The 21,473-nt window shown below is 46.3% G+C and carries 24 protein-coding genes and 1 pseudogene; 11 read left to right on the top strand and 14 right to left on the bottom strand.

The genetic code is table 11. The annotated features are described in order from the left end of the window. Positions 1–268: 268 nt before the first annotated feature. The gene (locus OLMES_RS28840; RefSeq protein ID WP_269767750.1) at positions 269–400 is read right to left on the bottom strand and encodes a hypothetical protein; all 132 of its coding nucleotides are present in this window, start codon (positions 398–400) and stop codon (positions 269–271) included. 304 nt (positions 401–704) lie between these two features. On the opposite strand from OLMES_RS28840, the gene OLMES_RS11980 reads away from it, so the two are divergent. From OLMES_RS11980 to OLMES_RS29020, 6 genes are all read left to right on the top strand, one after another. After that, positions 705–1,637, top strand: coding sequence for a hypothetical protein (locus OLMES_RS11980; protein ID WP_087461474.1), 933 nt, complete (start codon positions 705–707; stop codon positions 1,635–1,637). Positions 1,638–1,661: 24 nt separating this feature from the next. Then, a complete protein-coding gene (locus OLMES_RS11975) occupies positions 1,662–3,044 on the top strand; it encodes a hypothetical protein (RefSeq protein WP_087461473.1) in 1,383 nt (460 codons plus the stop codon). Positions 3,045–3,240: 196 nt separating this feature from the next. Then, the gene (locus tag OLMES_RS11970) at positions 3,241–3,471 is read left to right on the top strand and encodes a type II toxin-antitoxin system Phd/YefM family antitoxin (protein WP_087461472.1); all 231 of its coding nucleotides are present in this window, start codon (positions 3,241–3,243) and stop codon (positions 3,469–3,471) included. Continuing rightward, positions 3,468–3,866, top strand: coding sequence for a type II toxin-antitoxin system VapC family toxin (locus OLMES_RS11965; protein ID WP_087461471.1), 399 nt, complete (start codon positions 3,468–3,470; stop codon positions 3,864–3,866). The genes OLMES_RS11970 and OLMES_RS11965 overlap by 4 nt, the downstream gene beginning before the upstream one ends. Positions 3,867–4,384: 518 nt before the next feature. Then, positions 4,385–4,879 (top strand): hypothetical protein, encoded by a 495-nt coding sequence (locus OLMES_RS11960; protein ID WP_087461470.1) that lies wholly within the window; start codon positions 4,385–4,387, stop codon positions 4,877–4,879. Positions 4,880–5,000: 121 nt separating this feature from the next. Continuing rightward, a complete protein-coding gene (locus tag OLMES_RS29020; protein WP_087464460.1) occupies positions 5,001–5,237 on the top strand; it encodes a TOBE domain-containing protein in 237 nt (78 codons plus the stop codon). Positions 5,238–5,254: 17 nt separating this feature from the next. Here the strand turns inward: OLMES_RS29020 and OLMES_RS11950 are convergent, their stop codons facing one another. The 5 genes and pseudogenes from OLMES_RS11950 to OLMES_RS11930 all read right to left on the bottom strand — a co-directional run bounded on the left by OLMES_RS11950 (position 5,255) and on the right by OLMES_RS11930 (position 10,871). Further along, on the bottom strand, positions 5,255–5,815 hold the full coding sequence (locus tag OLMES_RS11950; RefSeq protein WP_087461469.1) for a TetR/AcrR family transcriptional regulator: 561 nt from the start codon (positions 5,813–5,815) through the stop codon (positions 5,255–5,257). 32 nt (positions 5,816–5,847) lie between these two features. Beyond that, entirely contained in the window at positions 5,848–8,196 is a 2,349-nt protein-coding gene (locus tag OLMES_RS11945; RefSeq protein WP_198343314.1) for a molybdopterin-containing oxidoreductase family protein, read from the bottom strand. 210 nt (positions 8,197–8,406) lie between these two features. Beyond that, positions 8,407–9,499, bottom strand: a pseudogene (locus OLMES_RS11940) (IS630 family transposase). 165 nt (positions 9,500–9,664) lie between these two features. Then, positions 9,665–10,294, bottom strand: coding sequence for a TIGR02117 family protein (locus OLMES_RS11935; protein ID WP_198343313.1), 630 nt, complete (start codon positions 10,292–10,294; stop codon positions 9,665–9,667). A 25-nt stretch (positions 10,295–10,319) separates the two neighbouring features. Beyond that, entirely contained in the window at positions 10,320–10,871 is a 552-nt protein-coding gene (locus OLMES_RS11930) for a TetR/AcrR family transcriptional regulator (protein WP_087461466.1), read from the bottom strand. A gap of 124 nt (positions 10,872–10,995) precedes the next feature. Here OLMES_RS11930 and OLMES_RS11925 point away from each other — a divergent pair, with 124 nt between their 5' ends. Continuing rightward, positions 10,996–12,117: an alpha/beta hydrolase gene (locus OLMES_RS11925; protein ID WP_157678279.1), complete on the top strand. Its 1,122-nt coding sequence runs from the start codon at positions 10,996–10,998 to the stop codon at positions 12,115–12,117. 62 nt (positions 12,118–12,179) lie between these two features. On the opposite strand, the gene OLMES_RS11920 is transcribed toward OLMES_RS11925, so the two are convergent. The 3 genes from OLMES_RS11920 to OLMES_RS11910 all read right to left on the bottom strand — a co-directional run bounded on the left by OLMES_RS11920 (position 12,180) and on the right by OLMES_RS11910 (position 13,567). Beyond that, positions 12,180–12,530, bottom strand: a complete 351-nt coding sequence (locus OLMES_RS11920; RefSeq protein WP_087461464.1) for a hypothetical protein — start codon at positions 12,528–12,530, stop codon at positions 12,180–12,182. 156 nt (positions 12,531–12,686) lie between these two features. Next, complete coding sequence (locus tag OLMES_RS11915) at positions 12,687–13,070, bottom strand: DUF2750 domain-containing protein (RefSeq protein WP_087461463.1); 384 nt, start codon at positions 13,068–13,070, stop codon at positions 12,687–12,689. A 107-nt stretch (positions 13,071–13,177) separates the two neighbouring features. Further along, positions 13,178–13,567, bottom strand: coding sequence for a rhodanese-like domain-containing protein (locus tag OLMES_RS11910; RefSeq protein WP_087461462.1), 390 nt, complete (start codon positions 13,565–13,567; stop codon positions 13,178–13,180). A 209-nt stretch (positions 13,568–13,776) separates the two neighbouring features. Here OLMES_RS11910 and OLMES_RS11905 point away from each other — a divergent pair, with 209 nt between their 5' ends. After that, complete coding sequence (locus OLMES_RS11905) at positions 13,777–15,099, top strand: esterase/lipase family protein (protein ID WP_087461461.1); 1,323 nt, start codon at positions 13,777–13,779, stop codon at positions 15,097–15,099. Between the two features lie 54 nt (positions 15,100–15,153). Here the strand turns inward: OLMES_RS11905 and OLMES_RS11900 are convergent, their stop codons facing one another. From OLMES_RS11900 to OLMES_RS11885, 5 genes are all read right to left on the bottom strand, one after another. Beyond that, positions 15,154–15,450, bottom strand: coding sequence for a DUF3817 domain-containing protein (locus tag OLMES_RS11900; protein WP_087461460.1), 297 nt, complete (start codon positions 15,448–15,450; stop codon positions 15,154–15,156). Between the two features lie 197 nt (positions 15,451–15,647). Then, positions 15,648–16,001 (bottom strand): NifB/NifX family molybdenum-iron cluster-binding protein, encoded by a 354-nt coding sequence (locus OLMES_RS11895; protein WP_157678278.1) that lies wholly within the window; start codon positions 15,999–16,001, stop codon positions 15,648–15,650. Between the two features lie 72 nt (positions 16,002–16,073). Then, complete coding sequence (locus OLMES_RS27975; RefSeq protein ID WP_157678277.1) at positions 16,074–16,268, bottom strand: hypothetical protein; 195 nt, start codon at positions 16,266–16,268, stop codon at positions 16,074–16,076. Positions 16,269–16,503: 235 nt separating this feature from the next. After that, entirely contained in the window at positions 16,504–17,436 is a 933-nt protein-coding gene (locus OLMES_RS11890) for an alpha/beta hydrolase (protein WP_087461458.1), read from the bottom strand. Positions 17,437–17,519: 83 nt separating this feature from the next. Continuing rightward, positions 17,520–18,437, bottom strand: coding sequence for an alpha/beta hydrolase (locus OLMES_RS11885; protein WP_087461457.1), 918 nt, complete (start codon positions 18,435–18,437; stop codon positions 17,520–17,522). Between the two features lie 222 nt (positions 18,438–18,659). Between OLMES_RS11885 and OLMES_RS11880 the strand changes: the two genes are divergently transcribed. The 3 genes from OLMES_RS11880 to OLMES_RS11865 all read left to right on the top strand — a co-directional run bounded on the left by OLMES_RS11880 (position 18,660) and on the right by OLMES_RS11865 (position 21,427). Further along, positions 18,660–19,583 (top strand): AraC family transcriptional regulator, encoded by a 924-nt coding sequence (locus OLMES_RS11880; protein WP_198343312.1) that lies wholly within the window; start codon positions 18,660–18,662, stop codon positions 19,581–19,583. Positions 19,584–19,601: 18 nt separating this feature from the next. Further along, the gene (locus OLMES_RS11875) at positions 19,602–20,237 is read left to right on the top strand and encodes a flavodoxin family protein (RefSeq protein WP_087461456.1); all 636 of its coding nucleotides are present in this window, start codon (positions 19,602–19,604) and stop codon (positions 20,235–20,237) included. A gap of 446 nt (positions 20,238–20,683) precedes the next feature. Continuing rightward, entirely contained in the window at positions 20,684–21,427 is a 744-nt protein-coding gene (locus OLMES_RS11865) for a sporulation protein (protein ID WP_087461454.1), read from the top strand. Positions 21,428–21,473 lie beyond the last annotated feature (46 nt).

The following is a 21,473-nucleotide window of genomic DNA, read 5'->3' as shown; positions in this document are numbered from 1 at the left end:
GTAACGATATTTGATGTGGGATATATCGCACACGCAGTCCTGACAAACATACAAATCAACGTGGCGATTCATCTGATCTTCTTCACATATTCGAATAATGACCCCAAAGTTTGAAAAAGCGAAAAGTAAAGTAAAAAGTAAAATGGACGAGCAGAAAATAGCGTGAATTGTAAGTGCATTTAAAAACAAAAAAAGTGCGCCGAGGGGGATGCACAAAAGGGGCAAAGTCTTATAAAGACTAATTGACGACTGGGACTGGGTTTAAAACTCACGCATAAACTGGGGCAAAGCTCTCTTCCGGGTTTTCGATGGGGCCGTTTTCGTCCCAGTACGGCGAGAGTTTGCGAAGTTTGGCCACGATGGGCGAAACGGCTTCGATGACCTGCTCGACTTCCTCCATGGTGTTGTACCGGGATAGCGAGAAGCGGACGGTGCCGTGGGCTGCGGTGTAAAATACGAGTGGGTGTCCTGCTTATTTTTCACAAATGAACCAACTAACTAAGCATTAATCATCAATAACTTAGCATTTTAGAAAGGCATTACTGGAAAACAATTGTCGGCCAATCCGTCGTGTTTGTTGGAATGCCGACATTTTTAAGGGGGTACTTCATCCTATAGCTAACTTTTAAAACCTTAGTTAAAGCGTTAAATTAACCATTACATCTAATTCATTATGCCAACCACGATAAAAAATCAAACAAGTTATGATCAAACACTCTCTGAAGAAAACTGATCGCCCTATCCAATCCACCCCCCTTGTTCTCGAGATAGAAGAACTGAAGGTAGAAACACTGCAGGCAATTCCGCAATATTTAATAAACAATATTGCATGTTTGAAAACAGACGATTCAAATTATTGCGCTCGCCCTGTTTTATTGGAAGTTGGGAGCAGTTTGATCCTGTCTGAATATGAATTCTGGTCTCTGGTGATTAAATGCGGTAAAGAGACTCAGTGTCTTACCCTTGATTATCTAATACAAACTTTCGAAATATACGGGAGAGGCATACCCTGGACTGATGAAGTCGACAAATTGGGCCAAGAATGTCTGTATGCTTTTTTCGATGAACTTGATTATGAAGAATGCACGGTAACCGAGGATTCGATTCTCCTTAAGCTATTCTCAACTTTTTCACTGTATTTCATAGAGCAAAATAAAGGTAAAGGGCACAATGAAACTACTCGCCTTAAACAAACTCTTGAGGGTTTGATTTCCTACAACAATATGCCTTTGTTCTATCAAACACTCTATCATGCAATTCAATACGGTCAGGGAAGTTGGGCAAGTGTTGAAGGTTTACTGCCTTTTTTTCATCAGGATGGTGTGCTCAAAAAATTAATTGATTTGAGTATCGAAAAAACAGATGCCGGTGATGGCTTTCACGAGAGAGCGATTTATCTACTTTGTGCAGTAGTTTATGGCTCAAACGAAGAGTGTACACAGAATATCATCAACTACTATAACTCACACTTTTTGCTAGAGCCATTTTCAGACACGCCCCACCGGAACATAGCAAGAAACCGAAAAGTATGCGATGCATATTTTCAGCAGTTCATCAATGGTAGGTCTATTACGAAGGAAATTAATACTGGTTTCCATATTTACAATACGGAAAGCAGACAGTGGCGAAGCATCTAACAACATGCCGACAGGGACGAATCAATGGAATTTAACATCACATCCAATGACAATTTCGTGGATGTACATATCACGAAAATCAGTCAAAGTCTGATCAATCAACTTCCGGACTTCATCACAACAAGGTTGGCAGGTGAGCTCCCGATTCCTGATAAAAATACCATACGGGCAATACGGATCGTATTACAAAATAAACTGATTTTATGTGAGGAGACGTATTGGCGGCTCTATTTAGCCTCTGATCCGAATGCTCCAGATCGGCTACATCACTATTGCTCAAGATTACTTGAAAAATTTATTGACCAAAATGTTTGGGAACCAAATGAAGTAAATGCAAAACCAGTCGGTATGGCTGCGTTTCTGGCCTATTACAAATATTTGGAAGCCGAACACCAGACATCTACTCGACAAAAAGTTTGCCGGAACAGTGCAATTAACAATTTGTTTCTTTCATTTCAAAAAAAGTGGGCGAAGCTGCCACAGGTTGGACGTCAAAATTATGAACTAATATTCAACGCATTCTTAAGAGACTCAAGCAAAGCAGATCGTTTAAAACTTCTCGCGTTGGTTCTACTGAAAGACAATAGTACTTATCGCTGGATCTATTCTAGCCTCTTTACACGACAGGCTCCCCAGTTAAAAGAGTTTCTAGATACACTTGTCGATATGGCAGTGTTAAATAACTATTTTAACGAGCATTGCATTGATGAGGTTATGTTCAGGCGATTTATCAATCTGCAATATAAAGGAAAATCCAAACTTGTCGATGAGATTATTTTGCATTACTCCCGAAGCGTAACTTTCGGGAAAGCGTATTTCGGTGGATGGGGTTCACAGCATGATATGTTTACGGAGCAAGTTGAAGAAATCGAAAATAAAATTCAACAAGAAATTCGCGCAGATAACTCGGATTTAAAACCATATATTTATGACTCAGGTTTTCATCGCTATGACATTCAGCTGAATCGGTGGACGAGAGAAACAGCAGAATCAATAGCACGTGAATATGAAGATCCACAATATACGCCAATCACATATGCGAAATGGATTCTTGCTGAACTAAAAAAGTTACCAGCCGGTATAGAAGATGATCATCTTATTTCAGTCGATAAAACAAATAGCGAAACTGGTAAACATGCCATTTTTTTAATCTTGGACAGAAATTACTTACTACGCCTCAAAGAGACGCTGGAGAACAATCCGCACATTCAATTAAACCCTCGCGCTAAAAAAATGATGTTCACCATCATTGTGAGATTGAATCATCACAAAAATTTGCATAGATCTGAACAGTACGTGCTGACTCAGAATGAGATCTTAAATTTGATCGAATACTCAAATTTTTCGGATCTGAAGGACCAAATTATCTTAACTATGAAACTTCTCGGTTATTTAAGTGGTCTCTAATTGAAAAACCAACTGACCGCCCTATGTAATGTACCTCACGATCTGAACACTACCAAAAGATCACCTGTTAAACGTTTTGCTTCATTTTAATCTACGATCTATTACACAATGCAGATTTTAAGGCCATTTTGACAATTGTATATGGTCATTTTTTCTGAGATATTTATGACTATAGTAACGTGACCATGGTGAAGTTATGGAAGTACAAGTATCCAAATCTAAATTTAAGGCGCAGGCATTGAAGATTATGAGAGATGTAGAGGAGTCGGGCGACCAAGTAATTATCACCGATCATGGAAAACCGACTCTGGTTATCAGGAAATATGATGCATCGGATAAGTCTCCCATGGAGCTATTGCAAGGTAGTGTAATTAACTATGAATCACCTACTGCACCGGTGGCAGAAGATGACTGGGAGCTGGCGTGATCGTAATTGATACACACATTTTACTGTGGTGGTTAAACGATGATAACCAACTTTCTGCCGCGGCCAATAGCGCAATCCAAACCGAAGTAAACACGAGTGGTGATATTTTGGTGTCATCAATATCAGCATGGGAAATCGCAATGTTGGTTGAAAAAGCAAGGCTGACATTAAGCATGGATGTTGATTCCTGGATCACTCTAGCGGCACAAGTCGAACCCGTAAAATTTGTCCCTATTGATAACAAAGTTGCAATTGAATCAACCAGATTGCCTGGAGAGTTCCATAAAGATCCAGCTGATCGAATGATAACGGCATTGGCTAGAACTTTATCAGCTAAATTGGTGACGGCAGATGAAAAGATACGTGGTTACAAGCATGTAAAAACTATTTGGTAACATGTCGGGAAATGTATCAACGTGGCGATTCATCTGATCTTCTTCACATATTCGAATAATGACCCCAAAGTTTGAAAAAGCGAAAAGTAAAGTAAAATGGACGAGCAGAAAATAGCGTGAATTGTAAGTGCATTTAAAAACAAAAAAAGTGCGCCGAGGGGGATGCACAAAAGGGGCAAAGTCTTATAAAGACTAATTGACGAATGGGGCTGGGTTTAAAACTCACGCATAAACTGGGGCAAAGCTCTCTTCCGGATTCCCGAGCCAACAGACAAAGAAAGACGCTTTTGCGCAACGCGCAATATCGAATTAATTGAACAGGATTGGGAAGCCCGGCTGGATCTGACTCCGGCCTCCCATCCCAGTACATTCCGTAACAATTTTAAGTACGCGCAACTGAACAAAAAAGACGCTTTTTTAAATAACCCGATCGAGACTGATCCGATTTGTTCCAATTCGAGTATAAGTACTACGATCAAAACAACACCTTGAAATTAGCGTAAAAAGGGAATTAACCCATGAAAGAAGCATATCTTGATGCAATTGCCGGGGCGATCATAAAAGCTGCCACTGAAATAAAACGACTGGATCAGGGCGAAAGCTCTGAAGCCTTCCACGAAAGGCTCCTCGAAGGACGCAAAATGTTCCGGCAGGTATGGAAATTCCGCAGCATTGACCACCCAGACCGAATCGCGTTATTTGCCCGCAATCAAAACGGACAGATACAATTTTCCCTGGCGATCATTGATGATGCGTTTGTCAATTTCTATCGCACCACCAATGGTACAGTGCTTTCCAGCAAGTGGTATGCTTTACCAGTGCCCCCGGGCAGCTGGCGTTTTCAGGTTCCCGTTCGATATCTACGGCCAGGGCAAAAAGATGCAACAGTTTTACCCAGAGTGAGTGAGTTACTGCCCTATAGCTATTACCGAGGTTCCGAGACATCGGGATCGGTTATTCTTAATACCAATGAGTATCGCAAGGAGTTAAAAGACATGCTGTCTGACTTATAAGCTGTAACTTTTGTTGTATCCTTTTTTGGAGCTTTTGTCGCATATCTAACAACGAGATAAAACCAGGGCAGTTCGAACCGGGCGACAGGATTCGCATCCGCATCGTGGCAAAGATGTCAGCATTGCACGCCAGCAGCCATCCGATTCCAGCATTTTAAATTGCTTACCGGCAACTATTGATGAAATCAGCGAAGGAGAACACCCCGCGCTGCGCTACGTCCGGGTAAAACTGACGGATGCACTGGGCGCATCATCCCCCATCATTGCCCGACTTACCGCGCGGTCAACCAACACTCTGCAGCTCGCGCCCGGCCAGCATTGTTGGGTTCAAATCAAATCGACTGCGCTCATTGAATGATGATTGGATTAAAATCCCTAATCTGTACTCAACTCAGAGAGCATCAAGTCCACGGCTGAACTCAAAATACGTTCCTGCATTTCAGGCGATTTAACTGCTCGAGCCATACTGATCGTCCCTGCGGCCATGGCCAACAGTGCCCATGCCCGCTCAGGATTGGGCAGATTCTCCGCGAGCAGGTCGTGTAAGGCTTGCAAGCCTTTTTCGTATGTTTCTTTAACCTCATCGTTGGCTCGGGCAACTTCATTGCTGAGGGAAGGTAACGCACAACCCATACCGGGATTATCAACATGCAGGCGGCTGAAATAGGCCCGTAGCAGGGCTTCAGCACTTGCGCCATCACCACCTTGCATGGCTTCAAACCGAGCCCGCGTGGTCGCCAACTCATTGGCAACGATGTCATTCAATAAGTCCGACTTGGTTTTAAAGTGCCCGTAAAACGCACCACCCGATAACCCGACTGTCGCCATAAGCGCATCCACGCCCGTCACACCAAATCCGTTCTCTTTACACAATGCCCCTGCGGCAGCAACTAACTTTTTCCGCAATGCGGCTTTATGATCGGCGGAATAACGCATATCAGAAAGATCTCAACAATAACTCAATTAACCTAAACAGGCTCCACCCGGCAGTAAACTCGCTTGAAGTTTGGAATACCGGTATACGGATCACGATCCTGTGCGTCAGTGAGTTCATTGATGGGGATGCCTGTCGCTTGTAACTCGCCACTCTCTGCATCCGGATAGCGCAAATCAAAGATATTCGGCACATGTACATGACCCGGACGCGAGTGCGTATCAATCTTGCTAGGAAGAATAATTGATCCCCGATGGGTTGATAGCCTCACCATGGCTCCTTTTTCCACCCCAAGAGATTCTGCATCTTCTTTGCTGATCAATAATGCAGCGTGGGGGCCCTTGCCTTTACGCCAGGAAGGATCTCGTACAATCGTATTTGCACTCCAACCCGTTCGCATACCACCATTCAGTATCAACGGGTATTGCGTATCCTGTTCCGGTTTCATCTTACTCAACCGGGTTTTGATATCTTGAACGAAATCAACCTGAAACATCCGGGCCTTGCCATCCCGGTAATTACAATAGGTTTCAAAATTTCGATCATCGTCCAAATAACCAACAATGACACCTTCCGGATGGGCTAGTAATTGCGAGAAAACCAACTCTCCCAACCGGGCAGGATTACGTACTTTTCGCATCTCTGGAAACGCTCTCTTGACCTGATCACCCCGAGTAGCGGCATAACCGTGGCTCATAATCCAGATGATCGACAACATGGGATTGGGCAAAGTGGAACCAAGGGTTTCATACAGCCAAAATGCACTGCGAGCGACAATGCGACCGGGTCGCCCGCCACGTAATGCTGACAGTGAACCCAATGCAGCCATGTAAGACGGCGCGCCAAACGGCGAGCGAGCCTTCTTCGCCAGACTTGCAAGACGCTTCGGTGCAGGGCCAACGACTCCCATTTCACGGGCCAATCGATAGTAGATCTCGATTTCCGGCAAGGCTTCTTCAGGGCCATTTACTACGGGAGGGCGCATCTGCAGACTAACCTTATCTTTCGGGAAAATGGACATTTCCCACTTTTCATAGCCCACTGGCGTTGGCAACACATAATCTGCAACGCGAGCGGTTTCGGTCATTGCCGGTTCGATCACCACCAACAAATCAAGCATATCAAACGCTTCACGGAAGCGTTGGGTATCGGCATAACTGGCAAGCGGGTTGGCCCCATCGACAATCAACGCCCGAATCCGGTCTGGGTGGGACGATTGGATTTCTTCCGGAATCAGATTAGGTGAAAAAGAAGGAAGCGGCACAAACATGGGTATGCCCTCAATACCGGACTCCAAAGCCTTGGGCATAAATGGATTAAACGGGAGTTTGGGGCTGAATAACTGGACAAAAGGGTTTCCGCCACGGCGTCCGGCATTGCCCGTCAACAACGCCAAAACACGAATCATGTAAGATATCAACGTAGAGTCTGGCCCCTGCTCCACCCCCAGATCGTAGCTAATACAGGCTCTTTGTGCACTACCATACTCACGCGCAGTGGTTTCAATGTCCTCCACGCTCAATTCACAACGGGCTGCCATCTGGGCAATATCGACGTTTTCCAAGAGTACTTTCAGATCAGCAAATCCGTGGGTTTTGTTCGCCAAAAATTCACGATCAACAAGATTCTCACGAACCAATATCGCACCAATCGCCAGCAACAGATATAAATCCTGTCCGGGTTTGATACGCAAATGACGGTCTGCTCGCCGCGCCGTTTCACTCACACGGGGATCAACCACCACCATTTTACGGTTGGCATCCTTTGCGAGCGCTTTTATGGTCTCCGTTGCATTTATGCCCCGATTACTGATCAGTGGATTTGTACCCAATACCAGCGCAAAATCAGCAAACTCCTCATCACCGGGCATATACAAATCCGGGGTTCCCTTAAAAAGTCGTCGATCCACCAGAGCATGCTGGGTTTTCTCCTGAGCGAGAGCATTAAAAAATGTCGGTGAACCAATCCCGTGCATAAATGGCACAGCGCCAAAAGCATTAGCATGGTTCCCTTGCCCGCCGATACCTGCTAGCGCGATAGCCCGGGGCGCATACCGGGACCGGATCGTATTAAGCTTTTCTGCGATTTCACTAATCGCCTGCTGCCAGCTGATCGGTTCAAATTCCCCATTCCGGCGACGTTTCAGGGGTTGCGTTACTCGCTGTCGGTGGTTGATATAGTGTGGGATCGCATAACCTTTATTACAGGAATAGCCCTTTGTCGCAGGATTACTCGCGTCACTGCGTACAGACACAATGGTATTATTTTCAACATCTACACGCATCCCGCAGTTATGGGAACACAACACACAGGTCGTTGCTACATCTAAAGCATTTTCCGCTACTTTTGGCGCTTTCTCGAAAACGCGAGCTTCATTGTTCATAGTATTCTTCCAATGATGGATAAGAGGCAAAGTCACAGTGTGTTGATTTGGGCCTGTGCACATTCCAGCAGAGTCACGATGTGATTATAGTTTAATTAACCATCGTTTAGTAAACGTACGTTTATTTATATCCAAGCAACTTACTTAAAGCGTTGGCTAATCTGACGTGCATAGGACGTCTAGCGGGCTACACTAGTGCACTGTCCTAAATTAAATGGAATTGTTTAATGCGTTTTTAGCTCGACCGACTTTTTCTAATATATCTTCAGCACTTTTCGTCCAAACGAATGGCTTAGGCGATGCGTTATGATTTTCGATATACGAATGTATGCAGGTTTCGAGTTCCCTCACAGATGTAAATATTCCGCGCTTCAATTGCTTTTCCGTAAGTAATCCGAAAAAGCGTTCTACCAGATTGAGCCATGAAGAACTGGTTGGAATAAAGTGCAGTTTTACCCGTTCATTCCGGGATAGCCATCGTTTCACACTCTCATGTTTGTGTGTACTGTAGTTGTCCACGATTAAATGTAAATCCAGATTTTTTGGAGCGTTTTTCTCCACTGTCTTTAAAAAATGAGAGGAACTCTTGATGCCGATGTCGGGACTTGCACTCGCCAATTACCTCGCCAGTTTCAACATTTAAGGCCGCAAACAAAGTACTGGTACCATGCCGTTTATAGTCATGCGTCATCGTGCCAGCTCGTCCTTTCTTCATAGGTAAGCCCGGCTGAGTTCGATCCAAAGCCTGAATGGATGATTTTTCGTCCACACTGAAAATAACAGCGTTTTCAGGCGGAGATAAGTACAGACCCACTACATCTTTGAGTTTTTCTTCAAAATTTGGATCATTACTCACCTTAAACGAGCGACTCAAATGCGGTTTCAGCCCAGATTCCTGCCAAACACGATTCACAAAGCTGTGCGTTGTTCCTAGTTTTTTAGCCATACTTCTGGTTGACCAGTGAGTTTCATTCTCCGGTTTGGTTTGCGTGGTCAGCTCAATAATTTTGGAACGTAATTGCGCTTGTTCGATACTACTTTTTCCACCATGGTTGTCACCACGAGGTCGTTCTTTTTCTATCCCAGCGAATCCATTTTCAGCATAACGTGCGCGCCACGAACGAGCGGCATTCAGCCCAATGCCCAACTCTCTGGAAATCGCAGCATTACTTTTCCCTTGAGCTGCGAGCAATACGATTCTCGCTCGGGTAACCAAACGCTGGCCTGTTTGTCGACTGCGGATTGTTTCCTCGAGCTTTCTTATTTCATTTTCTGATAGACTAATACGAACTTTTGATTCCACGATCTATATTCCAGTTTAATGGCTTTTAACCATTATAGATCGTTCTATTTAAATTAGGACATTACACTAGGGCCTTATATGGACTCCCGTTTATTGTCAATGAGAACTCTATAAACGGGAGTCCATATAAGACCCTAATTAAAAACTACGAAAAAGCGATGTGCATCACTCGCCTTCAATCACATCCATCACGCTTGAGGCGGTTAATTTGAACTGGGTGGACAAGTCCACTCCTGCACTGGCCAGTGCTTTGGCCGTCCATTTGTTACAGGTGTTGAATACGTGGTAGTAACCAGTGCCCCGATAAAATTGACTATCCCCGTAGATCCCCTGATCCAGCATGCGAGGTGCTCCCTGTTTATCCCGATCGACACTGTTGGATAGAAATTGTTTCAAAGCCGACAAACCATCATTTGTGACCTTAAGCCGTTTTACTTCACTGTTTTTAAAGTGGATATAAGGCGATCTCGGCAACCCGACAACATGTACAATTGAGTCCGTCGGCCAAAAAATAGCCCTGATCGTAATCGCCAAAGTAATTTCATCTGCCCGATAAAATCCGGCGTCCCCCCAGCCGATTTCGATAAATGGGTACGCCCCAAATCTGGACCTTAACGCCGGCATGGCACTGAAAAAATCTTGGGCACTTAAAATAACACCGGTGTGCCATCCATGGTTTGCGATGTAGATCTCGGATTCGGTTCCTTCCGGATGCCCGGTTGATTCGACTACCTCTGGCAAGGTTGAGCAACCGTGGAGCAGAATAATCCCTAAAATAAAGATAAGGTGTAACATCTGTACCGACTTAATAAATAACAAATCACCTCGTACCCACACCACTCAAAAACGTCCTCAGTGCCAAACTTGCCGCAACATCGGCTGCGAACCCCTTTCCCATCAAAATCCAGCTGCTGTAGATCAGGTTATCGATCAGGATCAGCAGCCAGTCGTTCGGTACGTTGTTATCTACGGCCTTCTCCTGCTTGAGCCATTCGATAAGTTCCAATATTTCCTGATCCTGTTTTGACTGTATTTGCTTGAGTCGGGGCGAGTCATATTGATCCAGGAGTGCCAGTACTTTCAGTTTTTCGGCTTGTGGAGCCATTGCGCTAAACAACAATTCAATCGCTTGTGTCGCACTTTGCGCTTCTGCTTCGATATGGGCACAAGCGGCATCAAGTTCCTGAACGCAGGTTTCAGCCAGCGCCTCGATCAAGGACAGCTTGGTAGGGTAATGGCGATAGAGCGTAGCCCTGCCAACACCAGCCGCAACGGCAACTTCACTCATCGTTGCCTGTGGATTAACAAGCAAAAGCTTTACGCTTGATTCCATTAGCGCATGGTTCGATTTTTTAATTCTAGCGTCAGTCATGCCTTTCTCAATAAAATTTAATGATACACATATGTCTCACACAATAAAAATTCACTATACTTTCACGACTTTTACAACCTGATCCAATAACAAATCAAATGCCAGAAATCCAAGGATGCTGACAATGAAGCGGACAAATGATATCAAGCTGATGAAGTTTAAATTGAAAACGCTGCTCGCGTCACTCCTCACCTGTATACTGACGGCATGTTCAACCTCATTTGAGAAGCTGCTGTTCGCTACGGTAGATCACCCGCAAGAACCGACAAAACGGGGCTACGTTATTAAGGATGTCTCTTTCGAGAACGCTGGAGACGGCATCAGAATTAATGGCGAGTTAACGTACCCGACCGACAAAAACATCATCGCATCGGTCGTATTAATCAGCGGCCATGAGGCGGGTAAACCGCCCGCAACTAAAGACGACATCATTACCGGACACAAATACTTCTTGACGCTATCACATTTACTAACCGAGCGAGGCTATGCAGTACTGCGATACGACAATCGCGGGGTCGGTAAAAGCGGTGGAGACTACAAACACGCAACCGACTGGGAGTTCGCGGCAGATGCTGCCGCCGCACTGACCTGGCTACAAACTAAGTCAGGCTTGCCGAAAACTAAAACCGGATTTATCGGCCACTCTCAAGGCGGGATAAAAGCAGTGCTTGCGGCAAAATGGGCCACACCTGATTTTATTGTCTCACTGGCAGGCATTGGCGCGGAACCGCTAGAACAAGCCCTAATCCGCCAAAACCAGGATATTATGAGAGCCAAAGGCGCCAAAGCGTCAGAAATCGAACGAGTGGGTAAAGAGCTGGCAGACTTGTTCCGTATCGTCAAAACCGCAAAAAACGTAACCAGCGCGCGGGAGCGTATAAAAGACTACGCCGTTTCAGCAGGAATGAAAAGCGAGTCCGATATCAAAAAAATCCAGAACCTGTTTGCAACACCCTGGTGGCAAACTGCATTGCAAATGGATTTCAATACCCTACTGAAAGCCCACAATGGGCCCATCCTTGCTTTGTTTGGCAGCCAGGATCTGTTGGTGTCCGCCACAGCGAACCATCACCCCACCAAAGCACTGTTAACCAACGTACAATCAAAGGTCAAAACATTTGACGGCCTCAATCACCTGTTTCAAACTGCTCTGGCGGGTAAAGGGCCTGATGAATACTGGCAGATTGAAACCACGATTGAACCAGCAGTGATAGATGAGATTGATCACTGGATTCGGGGGTTATAGTGTGATAGCCCTGTAAATTACCTTCGGGCCTCGAGGTGCACTGATAACATCAAATTCTAATGTCACGTTTCGTTGTAGATTTCGCCTTCATCGCCGGTAACGCTGGCGCCTAGTAACTTGGCTAACTTGAAAGAAACTTGTCGAATGGGAGAGCTGGGATCTTTCCAATCTGATGGGGCACGAAATGAGGCATAGCCACTAAAACTAAAAACTCGGTGCCAACAACTCTGTTCCCGGAAGTACACTTCTGCAGCTCCAGGAGCGCAAACCAGTCGTATTTCTTGACCGGATTGCGGATTAGTCATCACAATATCCTCGTTATTAATCCGCACTCCCTCGGTAGAATCGACCGCCGCAATCCATTCATCGAGTGGGATTTCATCATCACGCGTTATGTGTAAATCATATGACACAAACTTACTCCTTTTGCTAACCCTGAAAGTGCTAAAAATTTATACATATCAAACTCATCATTAATCCATTGATGATGCTTTCGGTAAAGACTGAATCATCGTTAAGTGGTGACCCATTTTTTACTCTCCATAGATCACACTTTAAGCAATACAGTTTCAAAAATTCGACATTTCGTCCTGTAAATCCTGTTTGAACTCATGCACGTCAGTGATCCAGACGGTACCGTCTGGTGCGGGGAATATACCGAGTTCGAGGCCGTCGTTTTGTAAGCCGGTGACCCATTTTTTCAAGAATATGGGCAAGGTGATGCCCTTGGGTTGGAGTTCTGACTCATCTTTAGCGTAGTTGCGCGCCAAGGCTTCTGTGGGCCATACCGGGACGTATTCGAAGTCTTCATCTTCGGCGTACAGTTTTAAAAACTGGTTGTCACCATTGACCAGTATCCAGAGTTCTTTTTGGTCGACGATTTCCCCTACGCTATAGTCGTAACGTTCATCACAACTCATGCTGACAAGGGCTTCTAATTCTGTATCGCTCATTACTTTACCGTACTCTCGAGTCTAAATTGTCCAATGCTCGTACTCCGACGCGGTGGATTTGCCCCACCAAAGCCGGAGTCCATTGACGTTATACTACGGGAACTCGACTAACACCCGCAGTTGATAATTGTGCCAGGCTGTCCGTTTGCGCCGTGGGTTTCATATCCGTCTCGTCGCCACCAGTCGAGCCCACCCAACAGTTCTTGAACCTGAAACCCCAGCTCGGCCATTTTCAATGCACCTTTGGTCGAAGCGTTGCAACCGATGCCATCACAGTAGGTGACATACCGAACGTTTGGGTCGAGATCACCTGTGGTGGCCTCGCTCATCGTGCGATGTGGTATGTTTAATGCGGTGGGTATATGCTCTGCGGCATAGGCTTCTGGCGCTCGGGCATCAATAACCACAACAGCATCACCACGTTTCAGCGCTTCACTCAAATCCCAGGAATCCGTTTCGTACTGTAGTTTTGCTTTGTAGAACTCAATTTGATCCATCCATAACACTCCTTTTGTCGAGTAGAGTCTAATTACAAAACTGGACGTATTCCCCCGCTTAATTGCCGGACTCCCCTGCCCGTTTCATCAATTCATACAAGTTAAGGCTACATCCAGAGTTTAGCTTATATCCGGTTCCGATCTGAAATACAACGAGAACATCTCATGGCAATGACAGCCCTTACAGATAACAACAATCAGGATATACTATGACACCTTGCACTAAAACCTCCTCAGGTTCATCCTATCGATTTTCAAAATTCAACAAACAGATCGCGGCTGCAACCCTTTGTATTTGCATTACGACCGTCACCAGCCAGAGCGTGTCGGCAGCGAATGACCATACGGCACCTGAAACACGCAAAAACGATTACCCAACCGTACTACTGCACGGTTTTTTCGGCTGGGGTCGCGATGAAATGCAGGGATTCAAACATTTTGGTGGTTTTAATGACATTCAAGAGTCCTTGAAGGCCCACGGATATCATACCGTTACACCCGCGGTAGGCCCGCTTTCCAGCAATTGGGATCGGGCCTGTGAGTTATACGCGCAATTAACCGGGAGTATTGTAGACTATGGCGCGGCCCACGCAAAAGCACACCGACACGCCCGTTTCGGACCGGACTACCGGAACCACGAAGCCTATATTCCGGGCTTAAATGAGGGCAATCAAAAAGTAAATATATTGGCGCATAGCCAAGGCGCTCAAACTGCACGCCTTTTAATCGCTTTGCTGGAAAATGGAAATCAGGATGAAATTAACTCCGGTGTTTCGGATCTGTCACCGCTATTTTCAGGCGAAGGACGGAACTGGGTACACGCACTGACAACCCTAGCCGGTGCGCATGATGGTTCACCGCTCGCTCACAATGCAAATAAAAATAAAGACCTCAACAACATCATTGAGATGCTGGTCAATGTGGTAAATATCATGGGGGGAGACGCGGTTTTTGACCTGAAACTTGATCAATTTGGACTTGCTCCGCGGGCCGAGGGCGAAAATCTGAGAGACTACCTGGATCGGAGTTTAAACAGTTTTCTGGACGAGCATAGTACCGATACCGCTTTCTATGACCTGTCTTCTGACGGCGCTGCACGACTAAACGGAAAGACGAATGCGGTCGACTCGGTCTATTACTTCTCCTGGGCAAATGAATCCAGTACCCCAAGCTGGTTCACAGGCAAGCATTACCCGGAATTGGGTACCAACCTTTTTCTGGTACCGATGGTTTCGCAGATTGGTCAGTACCAGGATACCGAGTCTGACTACCCGATCACCGAGTCCTGGTGGGAAAATGACGGGATTACCTCGACCCGTGGCATGCCGGGCCCAATAAACAACTCCATCGACACGGTGGTGCCCTATTCGGGCACAATTTACAAAGGAGTGTGGAACTTCATGGGAACCCGGCACGGGTATGACCACTGGGACATGATCGGCCTACTGGACATCAAGCACAGTCCGGCCCAAAACGACATTATTCCGTTTTATGTCAATGCCGCGCAATTTATGGCTAGCACGCCTGAATAAACAGTAAACGTAGCCAAGGCAAGGGCTCGATTTTAGAGCCCTGTGTTTTTGATTTCAGGCAGGGGCTGCTACAGCAGCGGTATTTTCGGCTTCTTTACGCAGAAACCATTCAACTGGCAAAAATGCTAACGGAACAATCGAGGCCAGGAAGAGCCCAAGCCAGACAAACAACGACCAGCCTTGTTTGTTGCTAACCAGTAACGACAACATTAGATAAGCGATAAACAACACACCATGGGTCATCCCAAGCATAAAGACAAAATCGCGGCTAATAACGCCCATCGTTACGCTCAATATTACCAGATACGAGCCCCCTTCAAGTACACTCAATATGCGGAAAAGTTTAAGCACCCTGACTCCTGTTTTTACAGACCATTCATACAATAAACATATTGTAGTGCCTCTAGTGGAGAAATTCGATTACGACGTATTGTAAATATGTAGTCGATATTGCAGCCTGTGGCGTGATGGATGCAAACGGATATAAAAACTGTACTAAAGCTTACGGTACAGTTTCAGAATAGTGGGAACTGATGACTGAAAATCATTTATTCAGCTTCTTCTTCCATGAGCGCCTGACAACGGATTCGATCCAGCGGACTCTGTCCCAGAAATTTTGCCAGCCATGCTGGCAGATTTTTGCCCATAATCGTCTGCAGCTTTGATAATACAGTGCGTGCTTCGCCACTATTAAGCTCTGTAATTGGATGAACTCCGGTACGGATTACCTTTGCGGCTGCAGGTTCGCCTGCAGACACCACGTAGATCACGTTGCAATTCTCAATCAAAATTACCCGAAGCAGGTTTCGATCATCGGGATGGTGATGGTTACGTGATTGATGTTGCGTTTGCTTAACTCTTCCACGCAGTCGGGCAACGCAAGGCCATTGATGGAGACACACAGTTTGATATCCTGAGCCTTTTCGCTTAACTGCCGGAATGTTTCAATGGTTCATTCCAGATTGGCAAACGGGTCACCGGAACCGGCGATACCCAATACCGTAATTTGCCGGATGTTCGCCGCAACCGCCATGGACTTCTTCAGAATAACAGGTTTGGTTATGTACTTTTTCCCGAATGGCATCCGGTAAATGGGACATCTGCTCGTCTGTACTCCCGGAACCCGGAACTGCAACCACTTGCCGCAACGGATGAGTCTGATGGCGCATTAACAGACGAATCGGTTAATCCGGATTAATGCCGTCTTTCTAACGAAACATCATCTCTATTCTGACTGGCCCTCCTCAATTAGAGGGCAATCTCATAGCGAGTAAGTAAATTGATATAGTCGAGTTGGCTTGATTCAATAAGATCGGCCGCTGGGTGCTCAAAAATATTAGACGGGCTTACCGCGTTTATGCCGACGTAGGCGGAGCACTCAATACTCGTGTATATTCATTTTATTTAACTCAGGTGCTTATTAAAGAAAGGCACGATTTGTTCCATCGCGGCACTGACAGGCTGAGCCTTGTCATAAAGGTCATAGTGGGACCATTCTTCCAACTCAACCAATTGGCGATCTTTTGAGGCGATGGAACGACCATAAATTTCATGTCCGTCGCGATACCCGCCAAATGCACCTATTTTTTGGCCAACTACAGCCATTACAGGCTGTGTCATCAATGTTTCTGCATAGGCAAATGCATCCCAACTCAGTGTTTTTTGAGCATGAGAGAACAACATTCTGGTAGCGCCACCGGGTTGCTGGCCACGGGGGGTTTTGTAGTAGTCTGTTGCTTCAAATACATCTCGCTCGGTCAGACCATTTTCCGTGGCAACTTGTGGAGTGGCTGGCAACAATTCATTGACCTGCATTTCACCACCACGGGCTTCGATAGTGCGCTGGGCAGCCATCGCTTCCAACGCGGCAACAGGGTTGTACTGGCTAAATCCTTCACGGAACAGGCGACCTAAATTGACCGGGGTAATCCCAACCACTGCCTTGAGACGTTTTTCTGTCAGAGCGGCACTGAAGATGTAACCACCGCCACCGCAAATCCCGATACCCGCTATACGATCCGCATCAACGTATGGAAGTGTTACTGCGTAGTCGATTACCCGGCTGATATCTTCTACACGCTGAGAAGGATCTTCAATATAACGAGGTTCACCGCCAGATTCACCTTGGAAGCTCGCATCATATGCGATTACGACAAAGCCTGCCTCAGCCAGAGCTTTTCCATAGGTCGCGCTCGATGTTTGCTCTTTACAGCTCCCAAATGGATGTACACTCACAATTGTTGGATACTGACTGGCTTCATTAAATCCGGGAGGATATAAAATAAGCGCTGAGATATCCCATGCCATGTCTTTGTTTCTGAAATTTACTTTTTTCATTCGTTAATCCTCAAATGGCTTTGCCAGCGCAAGTCGCCTCGCTTTACCCGTGACGACTGCAACTAATCGGTACTTGATGCGAGTTATAGTGTACGTTTGAAGAATGGGTCCAGTACGCTGATGGCTTCTGTTATTTCAGCTTCACCATCGTAGAGATCCATGTGATTGGCTCCCTGAACAACGTGCATCGCTTTATCTGTAGACGCCGCACGTTGCATTAAATCATCACTCATCCATTTGCTTCCCGCGTTGCTGCCAACAACGGTCAGAAGTGGTTGAGTCAAAAATGCTTCTGCTTTATGGAAGGCATCGTAAGAAATAATCTGGTTCAAACTACGAGCCGTTGCAAAGCCCGGTGCTGTGCAATATTCAGCGCGTTTGGTATGGTAGTACTCCCAAGCCTGTCGAAGCTCTTCATTGGGTGCATCCTCTTCATTCAATGGTGCCATGGGGATAGTTGCAATATCATTTCCAGCAGCGTCAGACGTTCTGGAATCAGAGCCCGCCTGAATAAATGGAATCGCCTCAGCATCCGGGATGTTGTTGTCCCAACCATTACGAAACATTTGACCGATGTTAACCATGCTGACAGTACCAACCGATTTGATACGACGATCATTGATCGCGGCATTAGCGGTGTACCCTGCGCCCGCACAGATTCCCATGGCACCAATACGACTGTTATCCACGTACGTTAATGTCGTGAGATAATCAATTACTGCGCTCACATCTTCAGTGCGCACGTGCGGGTTTTCCAGTTGCCGCGGTTCGCCAGTGCTCTCACCCTGATAGGAGGCATCAAAGGCTACGGTCACAAAACCCTGCTCAGCGAGTTTTTTAGCATAAGTGCCTGCAGTTTGCTCTTTTACGCCACCGCCAGGGTGAGATACCACAATTGCAGGATATTGTTCACTTCTATCAAACCCTTCTGGAAAGTTGAGAACAGCTGACAATGTGATACCTTGACCATTCATGTTATTGATGCTGACTTTTTTCATCATTTGATCTCCTGCGACTGATGCATGTTTAATTTCTCTGAATGCGTATTAACAATGTGTCTTAACGATGTTTCTTAACTACGACATCAGTTTGCGCCTTGATCACTTTTTCTGCTTGCCCATTTCGAACCATTTTTTGCCTATTTCAACGGCTTTTCTACTTTTTGTGATATTTTTAGAGTAAATCGATTTACAATCGACTCTTCAGTGATAAGAGGAAGTCCTATGAAAAAGCCGTCTGATTCAATGACAAAGATTGAAGCCTCCGCAGTCGTGGAATCGTTACGAAAGCGACTAATGGAAATAGCCACCCAAGACGGAGATTTCCTCACGGAAGGATCAGCGATTTCAATTCACCGCCGAAGCCTGCCAACAGAGGATATTCCCTGCATTTATGGAATGGGGCTTGCGCTGACGGTATCAGGACACAAGCAGGTCACATTGGGCAAAGAAGTTTTTGAATACCGGGCGGGAGAGGCCTTACTCGCATCAGTGGATCTACCCGTGGTATCTCGCGTCATTGAGGCCAGTAAGACTAAACCCTATCTTGGCGTTATGGTAAAGCTGGATCCTCATCTTGTGGTTCAGGTCGTCAATCAACTCGGCATCCCGCCAAAACCAAAACAAAATAGCGTGGTCGGCCTGGCCCATGGACAACTGGACACGCCTATGATCAATGCTGTGAGCAGGCTGGTTGATATCCTCGATGAACCCAAAATTGCCCCGGTTGTCGCGCCATTAATACAGCAGGAAATTATTGCTCGCTTACTGGTCAGTCGCCACGGGCCCAACCTTATTCATCTGCACGCGAGCGCCTCCCCAAGCCGCCAGATCGCGAAAAGCATGGCTTGGCTTAAAGTGAACTACCCAAGTTCTGTACGAATCGAGGATTTGGCAGAGCAAGCTCATATGAGCCCCACAACGTTTAGACAGCACTTTCGACTGGTGTCTGGAATGAGTCCTTTGCAGTACCTGAAAAATATTCGACTGCAAGAGGCAAGACAAAGGATGCTAAACGAGGGGTTGGATGCGGGTGAAGCCGGACTTCAAGTGGGGTATGAAAGCGTCTCGCAATTTTCCCGAGAATACGCCAGACTATTTGGCATGCCCCCAGCTCGCGACATCAAACACCTCCAGGCTCAGGCATAGAAAATTCGAGTTAGTCACATGAAAATACTTATGATCCTTATTGTTTTATTCGTGATTGCTATTGTCTCAGTTTTGATTGGGGTGGCCCAGATCGAAAAGCAGCAGGCACGAGCGAATCAAAAGATCTTGAAAGATCAAAGTAGCGAGCGCGGAGCGCAGAATAAAGTGGTCGTGGTCGTGTTCTCCAGATCGGGAAATACAGCAGTTCTGGGCAGGGATATCGCCACAAGGCACGGCGGTAACTTCATTCGTCTTCAAGCCGAAGATTACGAACCAGGCCTCGTTGGGCTATCACGCGCCTTAATGGATGCTCGGGGCAATGTCGCCACAATTATACCTAAGACCGTAGATTTGAGCCCCTATGACACCATATACCTTGGCTCACCGATTTGGCTATATAGCCCATCGCCTCCTATCTGGGAGTTTGTAAACAACAATTCTTTTACCGGGAAACGCGTGGTGCTATTCAACAGCTTTAACAGCAAATTTGAACAGCGCTTTATCAATGAGTTTGAGCAATTAGTAAAAGATAAGGGCGCTGTGACATTTGAGCATCGGTTCGTCAAGCGAGGACGAATGCTCGACCAGATAAGTACCGAAGAACTGCTTGAGCGATACAAGTCAACGTATGACTCGAACGAACAGCGCAAATAACGAGTAGATCCCCAGGATCACAAGCAAGCGGTCAAATCTTATGCATATTGATATTCAGAGTCTGAATCCGATACGCAATTTGACGGGGTGTCATCCCAGCAATCGGGCGGCACGGGCTTGTACTCATCCAGCTCGTTACAGTGCGGCTGTGACCCGCTCCCGCTGATTGAGGGTGCGAGATTACTGCAATACATTGTCAACGCGAACCGTATCGCCAACGTAGTCGAAGACAATAAGCCCGAGGGCTTAAAAGCAATGCAATCGGCAGCAAAACAGTATGCAGACGTCGAGATTGTAAAAGTACCTACCCCTATCCCGGCTTTTAAGTGGTGCCTGACAGGAACGATTTAAGGGATTTGGCGTAATTGCCAAACTGACGTTATGCTTTGTGGGAACCGGTCTGACTTCGGACCTGCAATGCATAACATCATAAAGAATGGACCCTTATGTTTAAAAAACTATTTGCTTCTGTTGGAATTGGCTCAGCGACGGTTGACACTGTGCTGGAAACCGAACAACTCTATCCTGGCCAGCCGTTCAATGTTGTCGTTAACGCAAAAGGCGGTAACGTTGCCCAGGAAATCGAGGGCTTAAAGCTGGCCTTGATGACCCGCGTAAAATACGAAAATGATGAGCATGAGGGCTATACCGGACAAGTTATCGCCAGCTGGCACCTCGAAGACTGTGCTGAAATTCAACCGGGCGAAGAGCTCTCATTGCCCATGGAATTGGTGCTGCATCCGGAAACACCTGTAACGGCCATAGAGGGTGTACAAAACGAATGCCGCGTGTGGCTCCAAACCGGGCTGGAAATCGACTGTGGCGTGGATGCCTCCGATCTCGATTATATCGACGTTCTGCCACCGCCCGCACTCGAAGCGTTTTTGGTTGCAATGACCAACTGCGGCTATGGCTTGGTGAAGATGGATGCCGAACAAGGTACTGCTAATGCGGGCTCAGTCCAAACCACCATTGGCTGTTACCAGGAATTCGAGTTTCGCCCGTTTGAGGGCACGGGGCTGTTTGGAATTAATGAAATTGAAGCCACATTTATTCCAGATGGTGACAGCATCACCGTACTCATCGAGATAGATCGCCATTTTGGTGGCGACAGTTATAAAACATTGACATTCCCTGCAGACCTAGACGATGAAGCGGAAATGACCTCTCGATTACGTGCACTCTTCTAACCTGGGTATTCCCCAGGGTATTGGGCCTGTCAACAATCTCCTGCCG

Origin of the sequence: Oleiphilus messinensis, from assembly GCF_002162375.1 — a bacterium.
Lineage (GTDB): Bacteria > Pseudomonadota > Gammaproteobacteria > Pseudomonadales > Oleiphilaceae > Oleiphilus > Oleiphilus messinensis.
This window is presented reverse-complemented; position numbering and strand designations above follow the sequence as displayed.

What these genes read in the sequence shown, in the direction of transcription:
- OLMES_RS11890 (WP_087461458.1), bottom strand. Translation starts at nt 17,436, where the DNA reads ATGAAAAAAGTAAATTTCAGAAACAAAGACATGGCATGGGATATCTCA.
- OLMES_RS11935 (WP_198343313.1), bottom strand. Translation starts at nt 10,294, where the DNA reads ATGTTACACCTTATCTTTATTTTAGGGATTATTCTGCTCCACGGTTGC.
- OLMES_RS11910 (WP_087461462.1), bottom strand. Translation starts at nt 13,567, where the DNA reads ATGGATCAAATTGAGTTCTACAAAGCAAAACTACAGTACGAAACGGAT.
- OLMES_RS11970 (WP_087461472.1), top strand. Translation starts at nt 3,241, where the DNA reads ATGGAAGTACAAGTATCCAAATCTAAATTTAAGGCGCAGGCATTGAAG.
- OLMES_RS11925 (WP_157678279.1), top strand. Translation starts at nt 10,996, where the DNA reads ATGAAGCGGACAAATGATATCAAGCTGATGAAGTTTAAATTGAAAACG.
- OLMES_RS11945 (WP_198343314.1), bottom strand. Translation starts at nt 8,196, where the DNA reads ATGAACAATGAAGCTCGCGTTTTCGAGAAAGCGCCAAAAGTAGCGGAA.
- OLMES_RS11885 (WP_087461457.1), bottom strand. Translation starts at nt 18,437, where the DNA reads ATGATGAAAAAAGTCAGCATCAATAACATGAATGGTCAAGGTATCACA.
- OLMES_RS11980 (WP_087461474.1), top strand. Translation starts at nt 705, where the DNA reads ATGATCAAACACTCTCTGAAGAAAACTGATCGCCCTATCCAATCCACC.
- OLMES_RS11865 (WP_087461454.1), top strand. Translation starts at nt 20,684, where the DNA reads ATGTTTAAAAAACTATTTGCTTCTGTTGGAATTGGCTCAGCGACGGTT.
- OLMES_RS11915 (WP_087461463.1), bottom strand. Translation starts at nt 13,070, where the DNA reads ATGAGCGATACAGAATTAGAAGCCCTTGTCAGCATGAGTTGTGATGAA.
- OLMES_RS11960 (WP_087461470.1), top strand. Translation starts at nt 4,385, where the DNA reads ATGAAAGAAGCATATCTTGATGCAATTGCCGGGGCGATCATAAAAGCT.
- OLMES_RS11975 (WP_087461473.1), top strand. Translation starts at nt 1,662, where the DNA reads ATGGAATTTAACATCACATCCAATGACAATTTCGTGGATGTACATATC.
- OLMES_RS11930 (WP_087461466.1), bottom strand. Translation starts at nt 10,871, where the DNA reads ATGACTGACGCTAGAATTAAAAAATCGAACCATGCGCTAATGGAATCA.
- OLMES_RS11950 (WP_087461469.1), bottom strand. Translation starts at nt 5,815, where the DNA reads ATGCGTTATTCCGCCGATCATAAAGCCGCATTGCGGAAAAAGTTAGTT.
- OLMES_RS28840 (WP_269767750.1), bottom strand. Translation starts at nt 400, where the DNA reads ATGGAGGAAGTCGAGCAGGTCATCGAAGCCGTTTCGCCCATCGTGGCC.
- OLMES_RS11880 (WP_198343312.1), top strand. Translation starts at nt 18,660, where the DNA reads ATGAAAAAGCCGTCTGATTCAATGACAAAGATTGAAGCCTCCGCAGTC.
- OLMES_RS11905 (WP_087461461.1), top strand. Translation starts at nt 13,777, where the DNA reads ATGACACCTTGCACTAAAACCTCCTCAGGTTCATCCTATCGATTTTCA.
- OLMES_RS11875 (WP_087461456.1), top strand. Translation starts at nt 19,602, where the DNA reads ATGAAAATACTTATGATCCTTATTGTTTTATTCGTGATTGCTATTGTC.
- OLMES_RS27975 (WP_157678277.1), bottom strand. Translation starts at nt 16,268, where the DNA reads ATGCGCCATCAGACTCATCCGTTGCGGCAAGTGGTTGCAGTTCCGGGT.